This is a genomic window from Psychrobacillus syltrankelensis (genome assembly GCF_055454035.1).
In genome coordinates this window covers 2711588-2728604 of sequence record NZ_CM144227.1, presented here as the reverse complement: position 1 = coordinate 2728604, position 17017 = coordinate 2711588, and the positions used below count along the sequence as shown (strand labels likewise).

Genomic DNA, 17017 nt, shown 5'->3' with positions numbered 1-17017 from the left:
CTTTTTGGCGTCTAAGTCTTTTTCAAGATTATCATTTTACATAAACGGTGTCAACAAAATCCCAGGGTTTATACATAATTACTACCAATCTCCATATATCGCTCTAATTTTCTTTTCACTCTTTGAAGCGCATTATCAATTGATTTCACATGTCTATTCAACTCTTCTGAAATCTCTTGGTATGACTGACCATCTAGATAAAGCACAAGCACTTGTTGCTCTAGTTCACTTAAAATCTCGGACATTTTGCCTTCCATATAATCATAATCTTCTCGATTAATAATTAACTCTTCTGGATCGTCTATTACTGAACCAGCAATCATATCCATCAAAGTTCGATCAGATTCTTCATCATAAATCGGTTTATCTAACGAAACATATGAATTTAGAGGAATATGTTTTTGTCGAGTTGCAGTTTTAATAGCTGTGATAATTTGTCGAGTAATACATAGCTCAGCAAATGCTCGGAAAGAGGATAGTTTTTCTTCCTTAAAATCACGGATTGCTTTATATAATCCAATCATGCCTTCTTGATGAATATCTTCTCGGTCGGCTCCAATTAAAAAATAGGACCTTCCTTTCATTCGAACGAATGAACGATACTTCGTTATTAAATAATCTAGTGCTTCAGTGTTCCCTTGATGAACCATCTCTACAAGTTCCTCATCTTGTAAACTATCCATTTGTTGTAGATTATGTTCGATCTTTTCCATGAAGTCACCTCTGCAAGTTTACGATAGTTAATATCAAGTATACAGGATGAAAATTTATCCAGTCAATCCATCATTTTATTCCTCTTCTCCATTTTTCGAAAATTTCCGCAACTTCATCCGTTAAATGTAATTTTGAAATTGGCTTGTTTTCTTGGATATTCCTCACCTTTTTCGTAATATTCGATGAAATAGAAGCCATTTCAATTTCAAATTCTCTGGCAGATTTTCGTAATGCACCTTGTCCAAAAACAACTCTTTGCTCTGTCATGTCTGAGGTTGCTACGTGAATTTGAACTCTTCTCCCATTTAACTCTTGCGTGAGCTTTTCAATACGTTCATCCGCAGTCTCATTTTCACGAGTAAATATTATCTCTACATCATTTTGCTTCTGTTTATTCTCTATTCCTGGTACTAGATGTGCATCAAACACCACAATCACTCGAGTACCCGTAAATGCTTTATATTCTGCCATTAGTTCAATCAATCGGTCTCTAGCGTCTAATAATTTTTCTTTTTTTAATAACCTTAATTCATTCCATGCGCCAATGATATTATAACCATCGACAAGTAGAATCTGCATTTTTTTATCCTTTAAGCGGACGTCTAACACGCAATACTTCGTATAAAAGTATAGCTGTAGCAACAGACGCATTTAAACTAGTCACATGACCGACCATTGGCAAATGGTATAAGAAGTCACACTTATCTTTTAATAAACGCCCCATTCCTTTTCCTTCACTACCAATGATAAGTGCTAGCGGAAGTGTTGCATCCATATTACGATAGTCAGTTGATTCGGATGCATCTGTTCCTGCAATCCAAACTCCCCGTGCTTTTAACTCATCAACTGTTTGCGCTAAATTGCCTGCTCGATACACAGGTACATGCTCTATGGCACCTGTAGAAGCTTTTGCTACCACTGCAGTTAGCCCCACTGCCCGTCTTTTTGGAATAATAATACCGTGCGCCCCAACTGCGTCTGCAGTCCGCATAATAGAACCAAGATTATGCGGATCTTCAATTTCATCTAAAATAATAAAAAGTGGATCCTCTTTTTTACTAGCTGCGAGTTCAAATAAATCATCTAGTTCTGCATAACGATAAGCAGCTACTGAAGCTACAATCCCTTGATGATTTGCATCAGTTAAGTTATCCAACTTCTTCTTCGGAACAAATTGAACGATAATTCCAGCTTCTTTTGCTAATTGAATAATTTCATTGACACCACTCTTTTGTACACCTTCTGCAATCCACACCTTGTTCATATCTCTACCTGAACGTAAAGCTTCTACTACTGGGTTTTTTCCAGCAATTATTTCACCTGTTTGTTCTGTTTGTTCTGTCATTATTTTTTCTCCCCTTTCTGTCCGTCAATAAATTTAATAGAGAATTGAAGCAATTCCTGTAATCGTTCCTTTTGTTCACTTAAATATAGACTTCCCACTACCGCTTCAAACGCTGTACTATAATGGTACGTTTGAACATCTGTATTTTTTGGTACAGTACCAGACTTTGCATTTCGTCCTCTTCTTAATACCGCCTCTTCCTCTTCAGTTAGAAAATTTGTGTTTAACAATTCTCTAACAATTGTGGCCTGTGCTTTTGCAGATACGTAGTTTGTAGCTTCTCTATGCAAAATATTAGGTTTTACACGACCTGAACGAATGAGATGCTCTCGAACAACTTGTTCGAATACAGCATCTCCCATATACGCTAACGCTAAAGAGTTTAATTGCTTAACATCAGATAGTTTAAATTCACCCACAAGTTTATCCTCTTTTCCATCGGATACCTTGTGCAGTATCTTCTAAAATAATATTCATTTCTTTTAATAGGTCTCTAATTTCATCTGCGCGAGCAAAGTTACGATCCTTTCTCGCTTGGTTACGCTCTTCAATCAAAGCATCGATTTCTTCATCCAATACTTCTTTTTCTTGTCTGAGCGTAAGCCCTAATACAGACGTTAACTCATCAAATACAGAAAGGAACTGCTTTAACACTTTTTCGGAAGTTTGTTTTTCAAGCAAATACGTATTTGCAAGCTTGGATAGTTCAAATACTGCTGCAATTCCGTTAGCTGTATTGAAATCATCATCCATAGCAACAATAAATTGCTCTTTCACTTCTCCTATTTTGTATAGCCAAGTATCATGATGGTCTCCTAGATCAGCAGTTGCATCTAAGCGATGTAACACATTTGCATAGGAAGTGCGAATTCTTTCAAGACCCGCTTCTGCTTGTTCTACTAGATCCCCAGAGTAGTTAATCGGGTGACGGTAGTGGACACTCAGCATGAACAATCTTAATGTTTGCGGATCAATTTGTTTACGAATATCGTTTACTAATACAAAATTGCCAAGTGATTTTGACATCTTTTCATTATCAATATTAATATAGCCATTATGCATCCAATATCTCGCAAAAGTTTTTCCAGTTCTCGCTTCTGATTGAGCAATTTCATTTTCATGGTGAGGGAAAGTTAAGTCTTGACCTCCTGCATGTATATCAATAGTATCTCCAAGTATTTCACGAGCCATTACCGAACATTCAATATGCCAACCCGGACGTCCTTGACCCCATGGACTCTCCCAGAAAATCTCCCCCGGCTTTGCTGCTTTCCACAATGCAAAATCTAGCGCGTCTTCTTTCTTTTCGCCAGTTTCAATACGGGCGCCAACTTTTAAATCATCCACTGATTGATGTGAAAGCTTACCATAACCTTCGAACTTTCTCGTTCGGTAATATACATCTCCTTGAGATTCATAAGCGTATCCTTTTTCTTCTAAAACCTTTATAAAATCAATAATTTCTTTCATATGATCAGTTACACGAGGATGTGAATCTGCTCTGTTGCAACCTAGTGCTTCCACATCTGCAAAGTAAGCGTTGATAAAACGTTCTGTTAAATCAGAAACATCCTCACCAAGCTCATTTGCAGCTTTAATAATTTTATCGTCTACATCTGTAAAGTTGGATACATACGTCACATCATATCCACGGTACTGTAAATACTTTCTTACTGTGTCGTATACGATCACAGGACGAGCATTACCAATATGGATATAGTTGTAGACAGTTGGTCCACAAACGTACATTTTTACTTTTCCCTCTTCCATTGGCACAAAGGGTTCTTTTTCACGTTTTAAAGTATTAAAAATTTGAATCGCCATATTTATTTATCTCCTTTTCTTTTTTAAGCTTATTTATTTCTTCTTGTAACTCACTAATTTCATTTTCCATTTTTTTGCATCTATCTGAAAAAGGATCAGGTAAATCTTGATGGTTTAGATTCCTCTTCACTTTTACACCATCTTGGATAACAACAACACCTGGAATACCAACAACCGTTGAATTAATAGGAACATCTTTTAAAACGACCGACCCTGCACCAACTTTACTATTTTCTCCAATTGTAATGGATCCTAAAACTTTTGCACCTGTTGCTACTAGCACATTATTAGCAAGGGTAGGATGTCTTTTCCCTTTTTCTTTCCCCGTCCCTCCCAATGTAACTCCTTGATAAATTGTACAATCTTCTCCGATTTCACAAGTTTCTCCTATGACTACACCCATTCCGTGGTCAATGAAAAATCGTCTGCCTATTTTAGCACCCGGATGGATTTCAATTCCTGTGAAAAAACGACTAATTTGGGAGATAACACGTGCAAGGAAAAATAATTTCTTTTTATAAAAAGCATGCGCAATTCGGTGGCTCCATATAGCATGTAAACCTGAGTACGTTAACACTACTTCTAGCATACTTGTTGCAGCAGGATCCTGTTCAAATACAACAGCTATATCTTCCTTCATTCGCTCAAACATCCGTCTTTCTCTCCTTTCAAAAAATATAAAAAAGCGCCTCTGTCTATATGTATAGACAGAGACGCTTTGGGCGCGGTTCCACTCTGATTGAAAAGGCAAATAATATACCCTTTCCACTTCGCATCTTTAACGCAGATGATACGTCCAGCCTACTTGTATGTTCGGCATGGCACTCTGAGGTGCATTTCGGTAACCCATTGGTTCAGACCACTTTCAGCCGGTGATGGTCCTCTCTAAAGAACTTGCGTTACTTACTTCTCCTCTTCCTAGCTTTCTATAGCTTCCAAACTGGAATTTGTATCCTCATTTTCACACCTAATAAGCTGAAAGTCAATCTTATTGTTTCGCGAATTTAGCCACTCGAGCAATTACTTTTTCTTTGCCAATAAGACTAATAGCATCTGCTAACTCGGGTCCATGTGTTTGACCAGTAGTCACTACACGAATTGGCATGAATAGATTTTTCCCTTTATGACCCGTTTCTTTTTGAACTGCTTTTATCGCTGCTTTAATATCGGTCGCTTCAAATGTTTCTAGAGATTCTAATTGTGTTTTAAACGATGCCATTACTTCAGGAACTTGCTCACCCGCTAATACTTCTGCTGCTTCTTCAGTATATGCAATCTCGTGATCAAAGAACTGAGAAGATAATTCAACGATTTCTGCCCCGTAGCTCATTTGATCATGGTAAAGAGCTATCAACTTTGTAGCCCATTCATGCTCATCCGCAGTTAATTCTGCTGGAAGAAGTTCTGCCTTTTGCAAATGAGGGAGTGCAAGTTCAACGACTTTCTCAAGCGGTAACTGTTTAATGTATTGATTGTTCATCCACGTCAACTTTTGTTTATCAAACATAGACGGTGATTTAGATAGACGGTTCACATCAAAGATATTAATGAATTCTTCTTTCGAGAAAATTTCATCTTCCCCTTCTGGTGACCACCCTAAAAGAGCAAAGAAGTTGAACATCGCTTCTGGCAAATAACCAAGATCTTTATATTGAGTGACAAATTGAATAATGGACTCATCACGTTTTGATAGTTTTTTACGACTTTCATTAATGATTAATGTCATATGTCCGTATTTTGGATAATCCCATCCAAATGCGTCAAATACCATTAATTGTTTTGGCGTGTTAGATAAATGCTCTTCTCCACGGAATACATGTGAAATTTTCATAAAATAATCATCTAATACTACCGCATAGTTATATGTTGGAATTCCATTAGCTTTTACAAGTACCCAGTCACCCACATCTTTCGATTCAAATGTAACCGATCCACGAACTAAATCATCAAATGTATACGTTACATTTTCAGGTACACGCATGCGAATTGTAAATGGCATACCTGCATTTTCTTTTGCTTGTACTTCGTCAGCAGATAAATGACGGCATTTACCATTATACATAGGAGCGGCTACTCCTTTTGCCTTTTGAACTTCACGATCTGCCTCTAGCTCCTCCGAAGTACAGAAGCATTTATAGGCATGTCCTTTTTCTAGCATTTCTTCTGCATGTTTTGCATAAATATCTAGACGCTCCATTTGGCGATACGGTGCATAAGGTCCTCCGATATCCACGGACTCATCATATTCAATGCCTAACCACTTCAAATTTTCAAGCTGTGATAATTCGCCGCCTTCCACATTACGTTCAATATCTGTATCCTCAATACGAACGATAAACTTTCCGTTATGATGACGTGCAAATAAATAATTAAATAATGCTGTACGCGCCCCTCCAATATGTAAAAACCCTGTTGGACTTGGTGCGTATCGTACACGAACTTCTTGTGTCATTGTAATATCCTCCTAGTTTTCGAACGTAATCAAATTTGCCTTGGCATACTTGCTTCCAGATCTTGTATCGAGCCTGCTCGATGAATCCCTTTCACCGGAGGCTTAAACTTTATTTATTCTACCATTGCTAACATGTTTTTTAAAGTTAGTCTTTCTTCACAAGTAATATTGTTGCCATGGAAGCAATTCCTTCTTCTCGACCTGTAAATCCTAACTTTTCAGTAGTTGTTGCTTTTACGTTCACTTGCGATACATCTGCTTGAAGTAATTCTGCTACTCGCGCACGAATCACTTCAATATGTGGCGCCATTTTTGGCTTTTGTGCAATAACCGTACAATCGATATTTCCTAATTTGTAACCACGAGCATCCACTAGTTTCCATATATATTCTAGTAATTTCGCTGAATCCGCATCTTTAAATTCCGGATCTGTATCTGGGAAATGTCTCCCAATATCTCCTTCTCCAATTGCGCCTAGTGCTGCGTCTGTAATAGTATGGAGCAATACGTCCGCATCCGAATGTCCAATAAGCCCTCTCTCATAAGGAATCGTAACTCCTCCTATAATTAACGGACGATTATCCGCAAATTCATGCACATCAAATCCTTGACCAATTCGCATCATATTATTGTTCCTCCTGCTTAAGTTTATTTAATATTACTTCTCCAAAGAGAAGATCTTCCTTTGTCGTCATTTTTACATTATCATAAGTACTTTCTACTATGTGAACTTGCTCTCCTAAACGTTCTACAAGTATCGCTTCATCCGTACCCAAAAATGCTTCTTCTTCCGCAAGGCGTTCTGCCTTTTCTAATAGTGAAAATTGAAAAGCTTGTGGTGTTTGAATAATCCACAAACTATCACGATCTACCGTTTCTTGAATTATACCGTTCTTTACTTTTTTCATCGTATCTTTTGCACGTACTGCGGCTACCGCCGCTCCCGAGTCCATAGCGGTTTGAACAAGTTGGTGAATGACTTCTTGTTTTATAAAAGGTCTTGCTGCATCATGCACAAGTACAATCCCTTTGTCAGGAGAACATTTTAAACAAGCATATACACTATGCTGCCTCTCTGCTCCACCTTCAGTAATTGCAACAACTTTCGTAATATGATGTTTTAATAACAATTGCTCAATAAATGCTTTCTCTTCTTTTTTTACAGCTAATACAATGTGTTTACACTTCGAATCTTGCTCAAAGACACTCAAAGTATGTATTAATATTGGAATCTGTCTCAATTCTAAAAAAAGCTTATTTTGACCTGCTCCCATGCGTTTTCCACTACCTGCGGCAGGTAATAGTACCGTATACATCTTATATCTTCTCCTCCTGTAAGCAAAAGAAAAAGGTTGTTCCTACTAAACTCTAGGAAACAACCCCAACCATTACTTTGAGTCTTGTGGTTTAGCGAAAATCATTCGACCTGCAGAAGTTTGAAGAACACTTGTAACTTCTACATTAATTGCTTGCCCAATATATGATTTTCCACCTTCTACAACAATCATCGTTCCATCATCTAAGTATGCGACACCTTGGTTGTGCTCTTTGCCATCTTTAATAACGACTACATGCATTATTTCCCCGGGAATAACGACTGGCTTTACAGCGTTTGCAAGATCATTAATGTTAAGAACCCGCACTTGATGAAGATCACAAACTTTATTTAAGTTGAAATCATTCGTCACTACAATTCCATTCATTTTTTTCGCTAAACGCATAAGCTTTAAGTCGACTTCTTGTATGTCTTCAAAGTCTTCTTCCACAATTAATACAGCTGAAGAACGTTCTGTCTGTAATGTTTTTAACACGTCTAGACCACGACGCCCTCTTGTTCTTTTCAATGTATCAGAAGAATCTGCAATATGCTGTAATTCTGTTAGAACAAACTGAGGAACTACCAATACCCCTTCCATAAAACCGGTTTGTGAAATATCAGCAATTCGCCCATCTATAATGACACTTGTATCCAGAAGTTTATAGGTACCTAAACTTAGACCCTCCTCTTCTTCTACACTTTTTTTCTTTTGTCCCGGTTGTTTGGAGGTAGTAAAAACTTGTAGTAACTCATCCCGTTTTTTAAAGCCCACTTGAAAACCTAAATAACCAAGCACAATAGATAACAAAACCGGAACAACTGATCCGATACCAGGAATCACTATATTATTTATAGCTGTTCCAAGTAAAAATGCAACAATTAATCCAATGACAAGTCCTATTGTCCCAAAAAGCAAATCACCTATAGGCGCCTTTAAGAGCCGCTCTTCCATCCATCGAATAAAGTTAATTAAATAGTCTGTTAAAAAAAACGCCGCAATATACAGAATGATCGCACCAATAATAACAGAAACATAAGGATTTTGAATCCATGGGTTATCGGATAAATTAAAAAATTCATATAAGTGCGGTAAAAAAATTAACCCTAATGTACCTCCTATTAAAATGAATGCAATTTGAATAATCCATTTTAACAAACACTCCACCTCCATTTATTTACCATTTAATTATACCGCCTAATCTCTTTATACGTCTATTTTGTCTAACAGGAGTAACCCACTACTCCTGTTAGTTATATTAAATGTACAAATAAAACGATATTATTTAAACGCTTCTTTCATCGCATCATTTACTGTTTCTACCCCAATTACTTGAATTCCTTTTGGATAGTCCCACCCCCCTAAATTAGAGGCAGGAACCACCGCTCGTTTAAATCCTAATTTAGCTGCTTCTAGCACTCGTTGTTCAATTCTTGATACTCTTCTCACTTCACCGGTTAGTCCAACTTCACCTACAAAACAATCAGTAGGTGTGACCCCTGTGTCACGGAAACTAGATACGATACTTACTAGGACGGCTAAATCGATAGCAGGTTCATCTAATTTAACTCCACCTGCAACTTTTATATAAGCATCTTGCGTTTGTAAGAGTAATCCCATACGTTTTTCTAGTACGGCCATGAGTAAGGAAACTCTATTTTGATCGAGTCCTGTTGCCATTCGTTTTGGATAATTAAAACTAGATTGTGTAACAAGGGCTTGAATTTCAACTAAAATAGGTCTTGTCCCTTCCATCGATGCCACAATTGCTGATCCGGCAGCTCCGTGTGAACGCTCTTGTAAAAATAGTTCAGAAGGATTTAATACTTCTTTTAAGCCTTGTTGTACCATCTCAAAAATAGCAATTTCATTTGTTGAACCAAATCTATTTTTCTGTGACCTTAAAATTCGGTACGTATGATGGCGTTCACCTTCAAAATATAAAACTGTATCTACCATATGCTCAAGTAAACGAGGACCGGCAATCTGTCCTTCTTTTGTTACATGCCCTACTAAAAAGATTGCTATATTTTTTGTTTTCGCAATACGCATTAGTTCAGCTGTACATTCTCGAACTTGAGATACACTTCCAGGAGCACTTGTCACTTCTGGATGATGTACCGTTTGAATGGAATCGACGATGACAAATCTAGGCTCTACACTATCAATTGTTTCATTGATTAATTCTAAATTGGTTTCTGAATAGATATAAAGTTCACCAGAAGTTACACCTAAACGCTCCGCACGAAGCTTCGTCTGTCTAATCGACTCCTCACCAGAAATATATAAAACGCGCTCACCTTTATTAGCTAGTAGTGCAGAAACTTGTAAAAGTAAAGTTGACTTTCCGATACCCGGGTCTCCACCGATTAATATAAGGGATCCAGGTACAATACCACCGCCAAGTACTCGATTCAACTCCATGAGTTCCGTTTCTACTCGGGGTTCATCAACTGTTTCCACTGCAACAATCGGCGTAGCTTTTTGCGCTACTCCCGTAGAATGTTGGAATGATCGTTTCGGTCCTTTCGAAACAACCTCCATCTCTTCTACCATTGTATTCCATTCACCGCAACCAGGACATCTTCCCATCCATTTTGCTGACTCATAACCACATGAATTACACATAAATTTCGTTTTTCGTTTCGCCATTTGATCCTCCTATGTAGAAAAAGCCACCAGCGCTGTATCAAAAAGAGTCCGTATATTGCCCTAACATCGTTTCTAAACGACTGAAAACACTTCTATACTTATAGCATTATTTACCTCTACACCCTTCAACAAACAAGAGTCGAATTCCGAAGAAGATTCCATTTCGTCATATAAATATTGGCTAATGACCCTAAGGATAGGCGCGCTGTAGCTTAATTGAAAAAAGGCATTCCTTACACGAAGTTTGGAATGCCCCAGAATATTAATCCTCTGTTACTGCTGATTTAATCCGGACAACGAATTCGTCATTCTCCACGTCAAATACTACATGTTGACCAGTTAGTACTTCACCTTTAAGCAACTCTTCCGATAACCGATCTTCTACGTGTTTTTGTAATGCTCGACGTAATGGACGTGCACCATACGTTGGATCGTATCCTTCTGTCGTTATTTTATCTTGAGCCGCTTCTGTTAACTCTAACTCAATACCTTGTTCTTTTAAACGTTTTGCTAGTTGTTGAGTCATAAGCGTTACTATTTGCTTTAAATGCTCTCTTTCTAACGAGTGGAACACAATCATTTCATCCAAACGATTTAAGAATTCAGGGCGGAATGCTTTTTTCAATTCTTCTAGCATTTTACCTTTCATATCTTTATAATCTGTTTTTCCACCGTCTTGTAGGTTAAATCCAACGTATTTATTGTATTTAAGTGCATCTGCACCTACGTTAGATGTCATTATAACAACTGTATTACGAAAATCAACTGTACGCCCTTTAGAATCAGTTAAACGTCCATCTTCTAATACTTGAAGAAGAATATTAAACACATCAGGATGTGCTTTTTCTATTTCGTCTAACAAAATGACAGAGTAAGGTTTACGACGTACTTTTTCAGTTAATTGGCCACCATCGTCAAATCCAACGTAGCCTGGAGGAGAGCCAACAAGACGAGAAGTCGAATGCTTTTCCATGTACTCAGACATATCAACACGAATCATTGCATCCTCGTCACCAAACATTACTTCTGCTAATGCCCGAGCAAGTTCGGTTTTACCTACACCAGTAGGTCCAAGGAAAATAAATGATCCAATCGGTCGTTTTGGATCCTTTAGACCCGCTCGAGCTCGACGAATTGCACGTGAAATTGCATCGACAGCTTCTGCTTGCCCAATTACTCTCTCATGAAGCTTTTCTTCTAATTTTAATAACTTTTCAGATTCTGTTTGGGCAAGTTTCGATACTGGGACTCCCGTCCACATAGAGACAACCGCTGCGATATCCTCCACTGTCACCTCAGACTCTTCTTTTCCTTGTTTTTCTTTCCATGAGTCTTTCATTTGTTCTAGTTCATCTTTTAGTTTCTGTTCTTTATCACGGAAAGATGCGGCTTTTTCAAATTCTTGACTTTGTACTGCAGCATTTTTCTCCGAACGAACTGATTCTAATTTAGCTTCTAATTCTTTTAAATTAGGTGGAGTTGTATAAGAGCGCAGACGAACCTTTGAACCAGCTTCATCGATTAAATCAATTGCTTTGTCAGGTAAAAAGCGATCCGAAATGTACCGATCTGACATTTTAACTGCAGCTTCTACTGCCTCGTTCGTAATTTTCACACGATGATGTGCTTCATAACGATCTCGTAAGCCGTAAATAATTTGAATAGCTTCATCCACTGATGGTTCATCTACTTGAATTGGTTGAAAACGACGTTCAAGTGCTGCATCTTTTTCTATATATTTACGATATTCATCTAGTGTTGTTGCACCAATACATTGAATTTCGCCACGCGCTAACGCAGGTTTCAAAATATTTGAAGCATCAATTGCACCTTCTGCTCCACCTGCTCCTATTAGTGTATGAAGTTCATCGATGAATAATATAACATTTCCAGCTTGGCGAATTTCATCCATCACTTTTTTCAAACGATCTTCAAATTCACCACGGTATTTCGTACCTGCAACGACAGTCCCCATGTCCAATGTCATTACTCGTTTATCGCGTAATATTTCCGGCACTTCATTTTGTACAATTTGTTGTGCAAGTCCTTCAGCAATGGCAGTTTTACCTACACCTGGTTCACCTATTAATACAGGGTTATTCTTAGTACGACGTGCCAAAATTTCTATAACACGCGTAATTTCTTTACTACGCCCAATAACAGGATCTAAAGTACCTTCTCTCGCAATTTGCGTTAAATCACGTGCTAATCCATCTAATGTTGGAGTACTAGCAGGTGCAGCACTATTACTGCCGTTTCCATGAGATTGATCAGTACTTCCTAACAATTGAAGCACTTGTTGACGAGCTTTATTTAAGCTAACTCCGGCATTATTTAAAACCCTTGCCGCTACTCCTTCTCCTTCTCGGATTAATGCGAGAAGTAAATGTTCCGTTCCAATATAGGAGTGCCCCAGCTTGCGAGACTCATCTACTGAAAGTTCGATAACTTTTTTCGCACGAGGTGTGTAGTGAACAATTGGACCGACTTCTTCAGCTCCTGTACCAACTAACTCTTCGATTCCAGCTTCAATAACTTTAGGATCTACTTCTATCGCTTCCAATGCTTTTGCAGCAATTCCACTACCTTCTCTTATAAGTCCAAGTAATATATGTTCTGTTCCAATTGATTCATGCTTTAGGCGAATAGCTTCTTCTTGTGCTAGTTGTAATACTTTTTGAGATCTTTGTGTAAATCGATTAAACATCATGCAAGTTCCTCTCCTTTTGTTTTAGGATTTTCTCCCATTTTTAACCGTTCCCTTAATAACTTTGCTCGAAACGTATCCCGTTCAGAAGCATTCAAAGTGGTTTCTGCATATTGTTGTAAAAATCCTGGTTGCATAAAAACCATACATTCATTCAAAATAGTCACATCTACATCTTCTATAAGCCCTATATCTATTCCTAGACGTACGTCAGACAGACATCTAGCAGCTTCCTCTGTCGTGATGATACGTGCATATGATAAAGTTCCCAATGACCGGTATAACCGATCTTCTAGTGTATTGGCAGAATGATTTAATAGTGCAATTCTTGATTCTTTTTCTTTTTGAATTATTTGTTCCGTAATACTTTGAAGATCCGAAAGAATATCCTCTTCCGTTTTACCTAATGTAGTCTGATTAGATACTTGGTAAACGTTTCCGAGGGCTTCGCTACCTTCACCGTAAATTCCTCTCACAACCATTCCTAATCTGGAGATAATTGTAACTATTCTGTTCATTTGCTTTGTCATTGTTAGAGCTGGTAGGTGCATCATGACAGATGCTCTTAAACCAGTTCCGGTGTTAGTTGGACAACTTGTTAAATAACCAAATTGCTCATCAAATGCAAATGGTAATGCTTTATCTAAAACTCGATCGATTGTATCCGCTTGCGCGTAAGCTTCTTGAATCTGAAGTCCGGGAAACAAGCATTGGATTCGAATATGGTCTTCCTCATTAACCATCACGCTAACTGACTCATCGTCGGAAAGTAAAACCGAACCAGTCATCGGTGAATTGGCAAGCTTAGGACTAATTAAATGCTTTTCAACTAATACTTGTCGATTTAATTCGGATAAATCTTTTATTTGAATAGAGGAGAAGTTCATTTGTAATTCTTCATCTGCATCTAAAAGTGTGGCGGAAACTGAATGGTCAATTTTATGCGCTTCATCCTCAGTAAATGCTAGTGGAAATCTGTAGCCATTTAAGTTTCTTGCCAAACGAATTCTTGTACTCATTACAATATCCGAATGATCTCCACTACCGGCCATCCAGCTAGAAGGAGAATTATCTAAAAAACGTTCAATCGACATGCTTTTCGTCACCTCCAGAAGAAATCCTACTCTCAAGTTCTCTTGCCTCGTCTCTTAACTTGGCAGCTTCCTCGAATCGTTCAGTTTCAATGGCGTCCTTCATTTGCAAACGAATAGCCTCAATCCTTTTTTTCAGTTCTAATTTTTCGCCTAGTGCTCCTGGTGCTTTGCCTACATGTGTAATGTTTCCGTTATGCAGTCGTTTTAGTACATTAGGTAACTGGTTACGAAAGCTATTGTAGCAGGAGGCACATCCAAATTTTCCTTCATCTAAAAATCGTTGGATAGACCAACCACATTCATCGCAAACTAATTTGGGTCTATCCTGTTTTTGATGTATTGGTTGTTGTTCTGCATGATTAAACCAGTTTGATAGTAGCTGGTGCAGAGATAACGGATCTTGTTTATACTCTACGTAAAACGGGTGGAGACTATTAGCACAATTCTCACAATAATGTCTTTCAAAGTGTTCACCGTTATGCACTTGCGTAACCGTTACTTTAGCTGGTCTTTGCTTACAATTTTCACAAATCACTTTTCAACACCCCGTTTAACTTCACTTTATTTCATACTTTAATGTTAGCAACATGGCACATAATATTCGTGAGCGTAATTCATCCCTTACGGGTAGTGGAATTGCAAGAGTAGTTCTATTAAGCCCAGCTAGAATGAGCTTGGCTTCTCGTTTAGAGATTACCTCTTCATCAATTAATCTGAACACTATGTCTTCCGTCATTGATTCCGATGCTCCATTTTCTAGGCTCTGTATAATATGCTCAATCAAATCAGCCTTTGTATGCGCACGAACGCGGAGAATTCGAATATATCCACCACCACCGCGTTTACTTTCCACTAAATAACCGCGATCTTGGGTAAAACGGGTATTTATCACATAGTTGATCTGAGAAGGAACACATTGAAACTTTTCTGCAATTTCACTTCTTTTTATTTCAATTTGGCCCTTACTCTCTTCTTCTATAATAGACTTTAAATAACCTTCAATTATGTCAGATATATTTTTCATCTTCTCACCTCTTCTCGCAAACTGACTTTGACTAACTTTGACTATATTATAGCGAGAAAATTTTATATGTGCAATTGATATGATTCGTAATGAAAAAAACAAAAAACTACTAACCGAATGGTTAGTAGTTAGCTTGCTTCAAAGGGGGCACTTGTATTCCACAAATCTTTTATTTGTATATTAACTGTGTAATAAAGAAGTCTGGTTCAATTTCAATATCATTTATTTTTTTGAATTCGAAGCGTTCGTACAATTGAATAGCAGGGGTATTTTTCGCTCCAGTTGAAACTTCAATGTGCTGATTTGCCTTTTTGATTTCTAATACATGCTTTAATAATATGGATGCAATTCCTTTACGAAAAAAGTTCGGATGTACAACTAGTCTACAAATATCTATAAGTTCATCAGTATTTATAAATGATATAAAGCCGGTCAATTGCGACTCTTCATAGTATCCGATAAAAGTTTCCTTTGAGGTCATTATGTCATGAATAGAATCATGAATCTGAGGAATTCCATTAAATCCGATTAACTCCGCCTCTATTTTATAAGCAGGTACCTGAATTTCTAAAATCTCCGCAGCAACTTTTTCATCTTGATGAAGGAGGTTCTTTATCATCTTATTACTCCTTTAAAAGCAATTATTTTTTCTTCTTATAATTACTTCTTTGTATTTTGGTCACTTGCTTCCATTTGTCTCGTTCTACTTTTCGAGCGACGATATCATTTTTTCTTTCAATATGCGCAAGCTCTTTTAATAGCTTCAAATAGTTTTTATATCGTTCTTCTTTGAGTGAACCTGTTGAAATTGCTTCTCGTATAGCGCATCCTGGCTCTTTTTGATGTTTGCAATCACGAAAGCGGCATTCATCCGCTAGTTCTTCAATATCTTTAAAACTTGCACTTATGCCTTCACTACTTTCCCATAGTTGGAATTCTCTCATCCCGGGGGTGTCAATTAACAGACCTCCGCTTGGAAGCAACGATAACTCACGATGCGTTGTCGTATGACGTCCTTTACTATCATCTTCTCGTATATCACTAACCGCCATTACTTCTTCTCCAGATAATGCATTAATCAACGAGGATTTGCCAACTCCCGAAGAACCTAAAAGCGCTCCTGTTTTACCAGCTGATAACAGTACCGAAAGTTCCTCGATTCCTTCTCCCGTGACGCTACTCACCGCAAAAATATCTACACCAAAAGCGACAGATTCCACCTCATTAATATAATAGGACAAATCGTCACAAGTATCTTTTTTTGTCAGCACCACAATCGGTGTTGCACCTGAATCCCATGCCGCTAATAAATACCGCTCTAAACGACGTACATTAAAATCGTGATTAAGAGACATCACAAGAAATACAAAATCAACATTGACAGCGATTAACTGTATTTCTGTTGTCTGACCAGCTACTTTTCTTGAAAACTGGGAACTGCGTGGAAGGACTTCTTGAATAATTCCTTTTTCTTCTCCAGGCATTTGCTCCAGCACTACCCAATCTCCTACCGCGGGAAATGCTTCTCGGTCATGATCAAACTTGAATTTCCCTGACAGAGAACATAGCCATTCTCCTTCATTTGTTACGACACGATATAAGTGTTTATGCTCAAGTAAAACGCGACCCGCAATTCCTTTACCGTGCATTTTTTCTTCCCATTTATTATTCCAACCATATTTTTCGATTAAATTCAATTTAACTTCCTCCTAATTTTGGGTAGAATAGCGGCAATGCCTATGTCTACCCAAAGGGGTAAGGCATCGAAGCTAAACAATAAAAAAACCATGACTGCACGAATCAGCAGTCATGGTTTCCCGGTCATTAGTAAAGAAGCATATCAAATAGAAAAGTAAGAAACCTTACTTTTTTAGAGACATATAGAGTGG

At 37.8% G+C, this 17017-nt stretch carries 17 protein-coding genes and 1 other annotated feature; all 17 genes read right to left on the bottom strand.

Translation table 11 applies throughout. The annotated features are described in order from the left end of the window. Positions 1–68: 68 nt before the first annotated feature. The 17 genes from sigH to rsgA all read right to left on the bottom strand — a co-directional run bounded on the left by sigH (position 69) and on the right by rsgA (position 16777). A complete protein-coding gene (gene sigH, locus ACTSKG_RS13195; RefSeq protein ID WP_464755051.1) occupies positions 69–713 on the bottom strand; it encodes an RNA polymerase sporulation sigma factor SigH in 645 nt (214 codons plus the stop codon). Positions 714–783: 70 nt separating this feature from the next. Beyond that, on the bottom strand, positions 784–1293 hold the full coding sequence (locus tag ACTSKG_RS13190; RefSeq protein WP_464755050.1) for an NYN domain-containing protein: 510 nt from the start codon (positions 1291–1293) through the stop codon (positions 784–786). A 4-nt stretch (positions 1294–1297) separates the two neighbouring features. After that, on the bottom strand, positions 1298–2059 hold the full coding sequence (gene rlmB, locus ACTSKG_RS13185; protein WP_464755049.1) for a 23S rRNA (guanosine(2251)-2'-O)-methyltransferase RlmB: 762 nt from the start codon (positions 2057–2059) through the stop codon (positions 1298–1300). Beyond that, positions 2059–2478, bottom strand: a complete 420-nt coding sequence (locus ACTSKG_RS13180) for a Mini-ribonuclease 3 (RefSeq protein WP_464755048.1) — start codon at positions 2476–2478, stop codon at positions 2059–2061. The genes rlmB and ACTSKG_RS13180 overlap by 1 nt, the downstream gene beginning before the upstream one ends. A gap of 4 nt (positions 2479–2482) precedes the next feature. Further along, positions 2483–3883: a cysteine--tRNA ligase gene (cysS, locus tag ACTSKG_RS13175; protein WP_464755047.1), complete on the bottom strand. Its 1401-nt coding sequence runs from the start codon at positions 3881–3883 to the stop codon at positions 2483–2485. Beyond that, positions 3864–4562, bottom strand: coding sequence for a serine O-acetyltransferase (cysE, locus tag ACTSKG_RS13170; protein ID WP_464758031.1), 699 nt, complete (start codon positions 4560–4562; stop codon positions 3864–3866). The genes cysS and cysE overlap by 20 nt, the downstream gene beginning before the upstream one ends. Positions 4563–4589: 27 nt before the next feature. After that, positions 4590–4812 (bottom strand) — a binding site (T-box leader). Between the two features lie 59 nt (positions 4813–4871). After that, complete coding sequence (gene gltX / locus ACTSKG_RS13165) at positions 4872–6335, bottom strand: glutamate--tRNA ligase (RefSeq protein WP_464755046.1); 1464 nt, start codon at positions 6333–6335, stop codon at positions 4872–4874. A gap of 145 nt (positions 6336–6480) precedes the next feature. After that, positions 6481–6960, bottom strand: a complete 480-nt coding sequence (gene ispF, locus ACTSKG_RS13160) for a 2-C-methyl-D-erythritol 2,4-cyclodiphosphate synthase (protein WP_464755045.1) — start codon at positions 6958–6960, stop codon at positions 6481–6483. A 1-nt stretch (position 6961) separates the two neighbouring features. Further along, positions 6962–7651, bottom strand: a complete 690-nt coding sequence (gene ispD, locus ACTSKG_RS13155; protein WP_464755044.1) for a 2-C-methyl-D-erythritol 4-phosphate cytidylyltransferase — start codon at positions 7649–7651, stop codon at positions 6962–6964. 72 nt (positions 7652–7723) lie between these two features. Continuing rightward, positions 7724–8809 carry a PIN/TRAM domain-containing protein gene (locus ACTSKG_RS13150; RefSeq protein ID WP_464755043.1) on the bottom strand — a complete coding sequence of 362 codons (1086 nt, stop codon included), beginning with the start codon at positions 8807–8809 and terminating at the stop codon, positions 7724–7726. Positions 8810–8932: 123 nt separating this feature from the next. Next, on the bottom strand, positions 8933–10303 hold the full coding sequence (radA, locus tag ACTSKG_RS13145) for a DNA repair protein RadA (RefSeq protein ID WP_387584551.1): 1371 nt from the start codon (positions 10301–10303) through the stop codon (positions 8933–8935). A gap of 262 nt (positions 10304–10565) precedes the next feature. Further along, the gene (locus tag ACTSKG_RS13140) at positions 10566–13013 is read right to left on the bottom strand and encodes an ATP-dependent Clp protease ATP-binding subunit (RefSeq protein ID WP_464755042.1); all 2448 of its coding nucleotides are present in this window, start codon (positions 13011–13013) and stop codon (positions 10566–10568) included. After that, the gene (locus ACTSKG_RS13135) at positions 13010–14104 is read right to left on the bottom strand and encodes a protein arginine kinase (RefSeq protein ID WP_464755041.1); all 1095 of its coding nucleotides are present in this window, start codon (positions 14102–14104) and stop codon (positions 13010–13012) included. Before ACTSKG_RS13135 ends, ACTSKG_RS13140 begins: the two co-directional genes overlap by 4 nt. Beyond that, on the bottom strand, positions 14094–14639 hold the full coding sequence (locus ACTSKG_RS13130) for a UvrB/UvrC motif-containing protein (protein ID WP_464755040.1): 546 nt from the start codon (positions 14637–14639) through the stop codon (positions 14094–14096). The genes ACTSKG_RS13135 and ACTSKG_RS13130 overlap by 11 nt, the downstream gene beginning before the upstream one ends. Before the next feature lie 21 nt (positions 14640–14660). Continuing rightward, positions 14661–15128 (bottom strand): CtsR family transcriptional regulator, encoded by a 468-nt coding sequence (locus ACTSKG_RS13125; protein ID WP_151701765.1) that lies wholly within the window; start codon positions 15126–15128, stop codon positions 14661–14663. Positions 15129–15297: 169 nt separating this feature from the next. After that, the gene (locus ACTSKG_RS13120; protein WP_464755039.1) at positions 15298–15747 is read right to left on the bottom strand and encodes a GNAT family N-acetyltransferase; all 450 of its coding nucleotides are present in this window, start codon (positions 15745–15747) and stop codon (positions 15298–15300) included. 22 nt (positions 15748–15769) lie between these two features. Then, the gene (gene rsgA / locus ACTSKG_RS13115) at positions 15770–16777 is read right to left on the bottom strand and encodes a ribosome small subunit-dependent GTPase A (RefSeq protein ID WP_464758030.1); all 1008 of its coding nucleotides are present in this window, start codon (positions 16775–16777) and stop codon (positions 15770–15772) included. Positions 16778–17017 lie beyond the last annotated feature (240 nt).

Excerpts from the sequence above, each read along its gene's own strand:
- sigH (WP_464755051.1), bottom strand. The coding sequence starts at position 713 with ATGGAAAAGATCGAACATAATCTACAACAAATGGATAGTTTACAAGAT.
- ACTSKG_RS13190 (WP_464755050.1), bottom strand. The coding sequence starts at position 1,293 with ATGCAGATTCTACTTGTCGATGGTTATAATATCATTGGCGCATGGAAT.
- rlmB (WP_464755049.1), bottom strand. The coding sequence starts at position 2,059 with ATGACAGAACAAACAGAACAAACAGGTGAAATAATTGCTGGAAAAAAC.
- cysS (WP_464755047.1), bottom strand. The coding sequence starts at position 3,883 with ATGGCGATTCAAATTTTTAATACTTTAAAACGTGAAAAAGAACCCTTT.
- gltX (WP_464755046.1), bottom strand. The coding sequence starts at position 6,335 with ATGACACAAGAAGTTCGTGTACGATACGCACCAAGTCCAACAGGGTTT.
- ispF (WP_464755045.1), bottom strand. The coding sequence starts at position 6,960 with ATGATGCGAATTGGTCAAGGATTTGATGTGCATGAATTTGCGGATAAT.
- ispD (WP_464755044.1), bottom strand. The coding sequence starts at position 7,651 with ATGTATACGGTACTATTACCTGCCGCAGGTAGTGGAAAACGCATGGGA.
- radA (WP_387584551.1), bottom strand. The coding sequence starts at position 10,303 with ATGGCGAAACGAAAAACGAAATTTATGTGTAATTCATGTGGTTATGAG.
- ACTSKG_RS13140 (WP_464755042.1), bottom strand. The coding sequence starts at position 13,013 with ATGATGTTTAATCGATTTACACAAAGATCTCAAAAAGTATTACAACTA.
- ACTSKG_RS13135 (WP_464755041.1), bottom strand. The coding sequence starts at position 14,104 with ATGTCGATTGAACGTTTTTTAGATAATTCTCCTTCTAGCTGGATGGCC.
- ACTSKG_RS13125 (WP_151701765.1), bottom strand. The coding sequence starts at position 15,128 with ATGAAAAATATATCTGACATAATTGAAGGTTATTTAAAGTCTATTATA.
- ACTSKG_RS13120 (WP_464755039.1), bottom strand. The coding sequence starts at position 15,747 with ATGATAAAGAACCTCCTTCATCAAGATGAAAAAGTTGCTGCGGAGATT.
- rsgA (WP_464758030.1), bottom strand. The coding sequence starts at position 16,777 with ATGCACGGTAAAGGAATTGCGGGTCGCGTTTTACTTGAGCATAAACAC.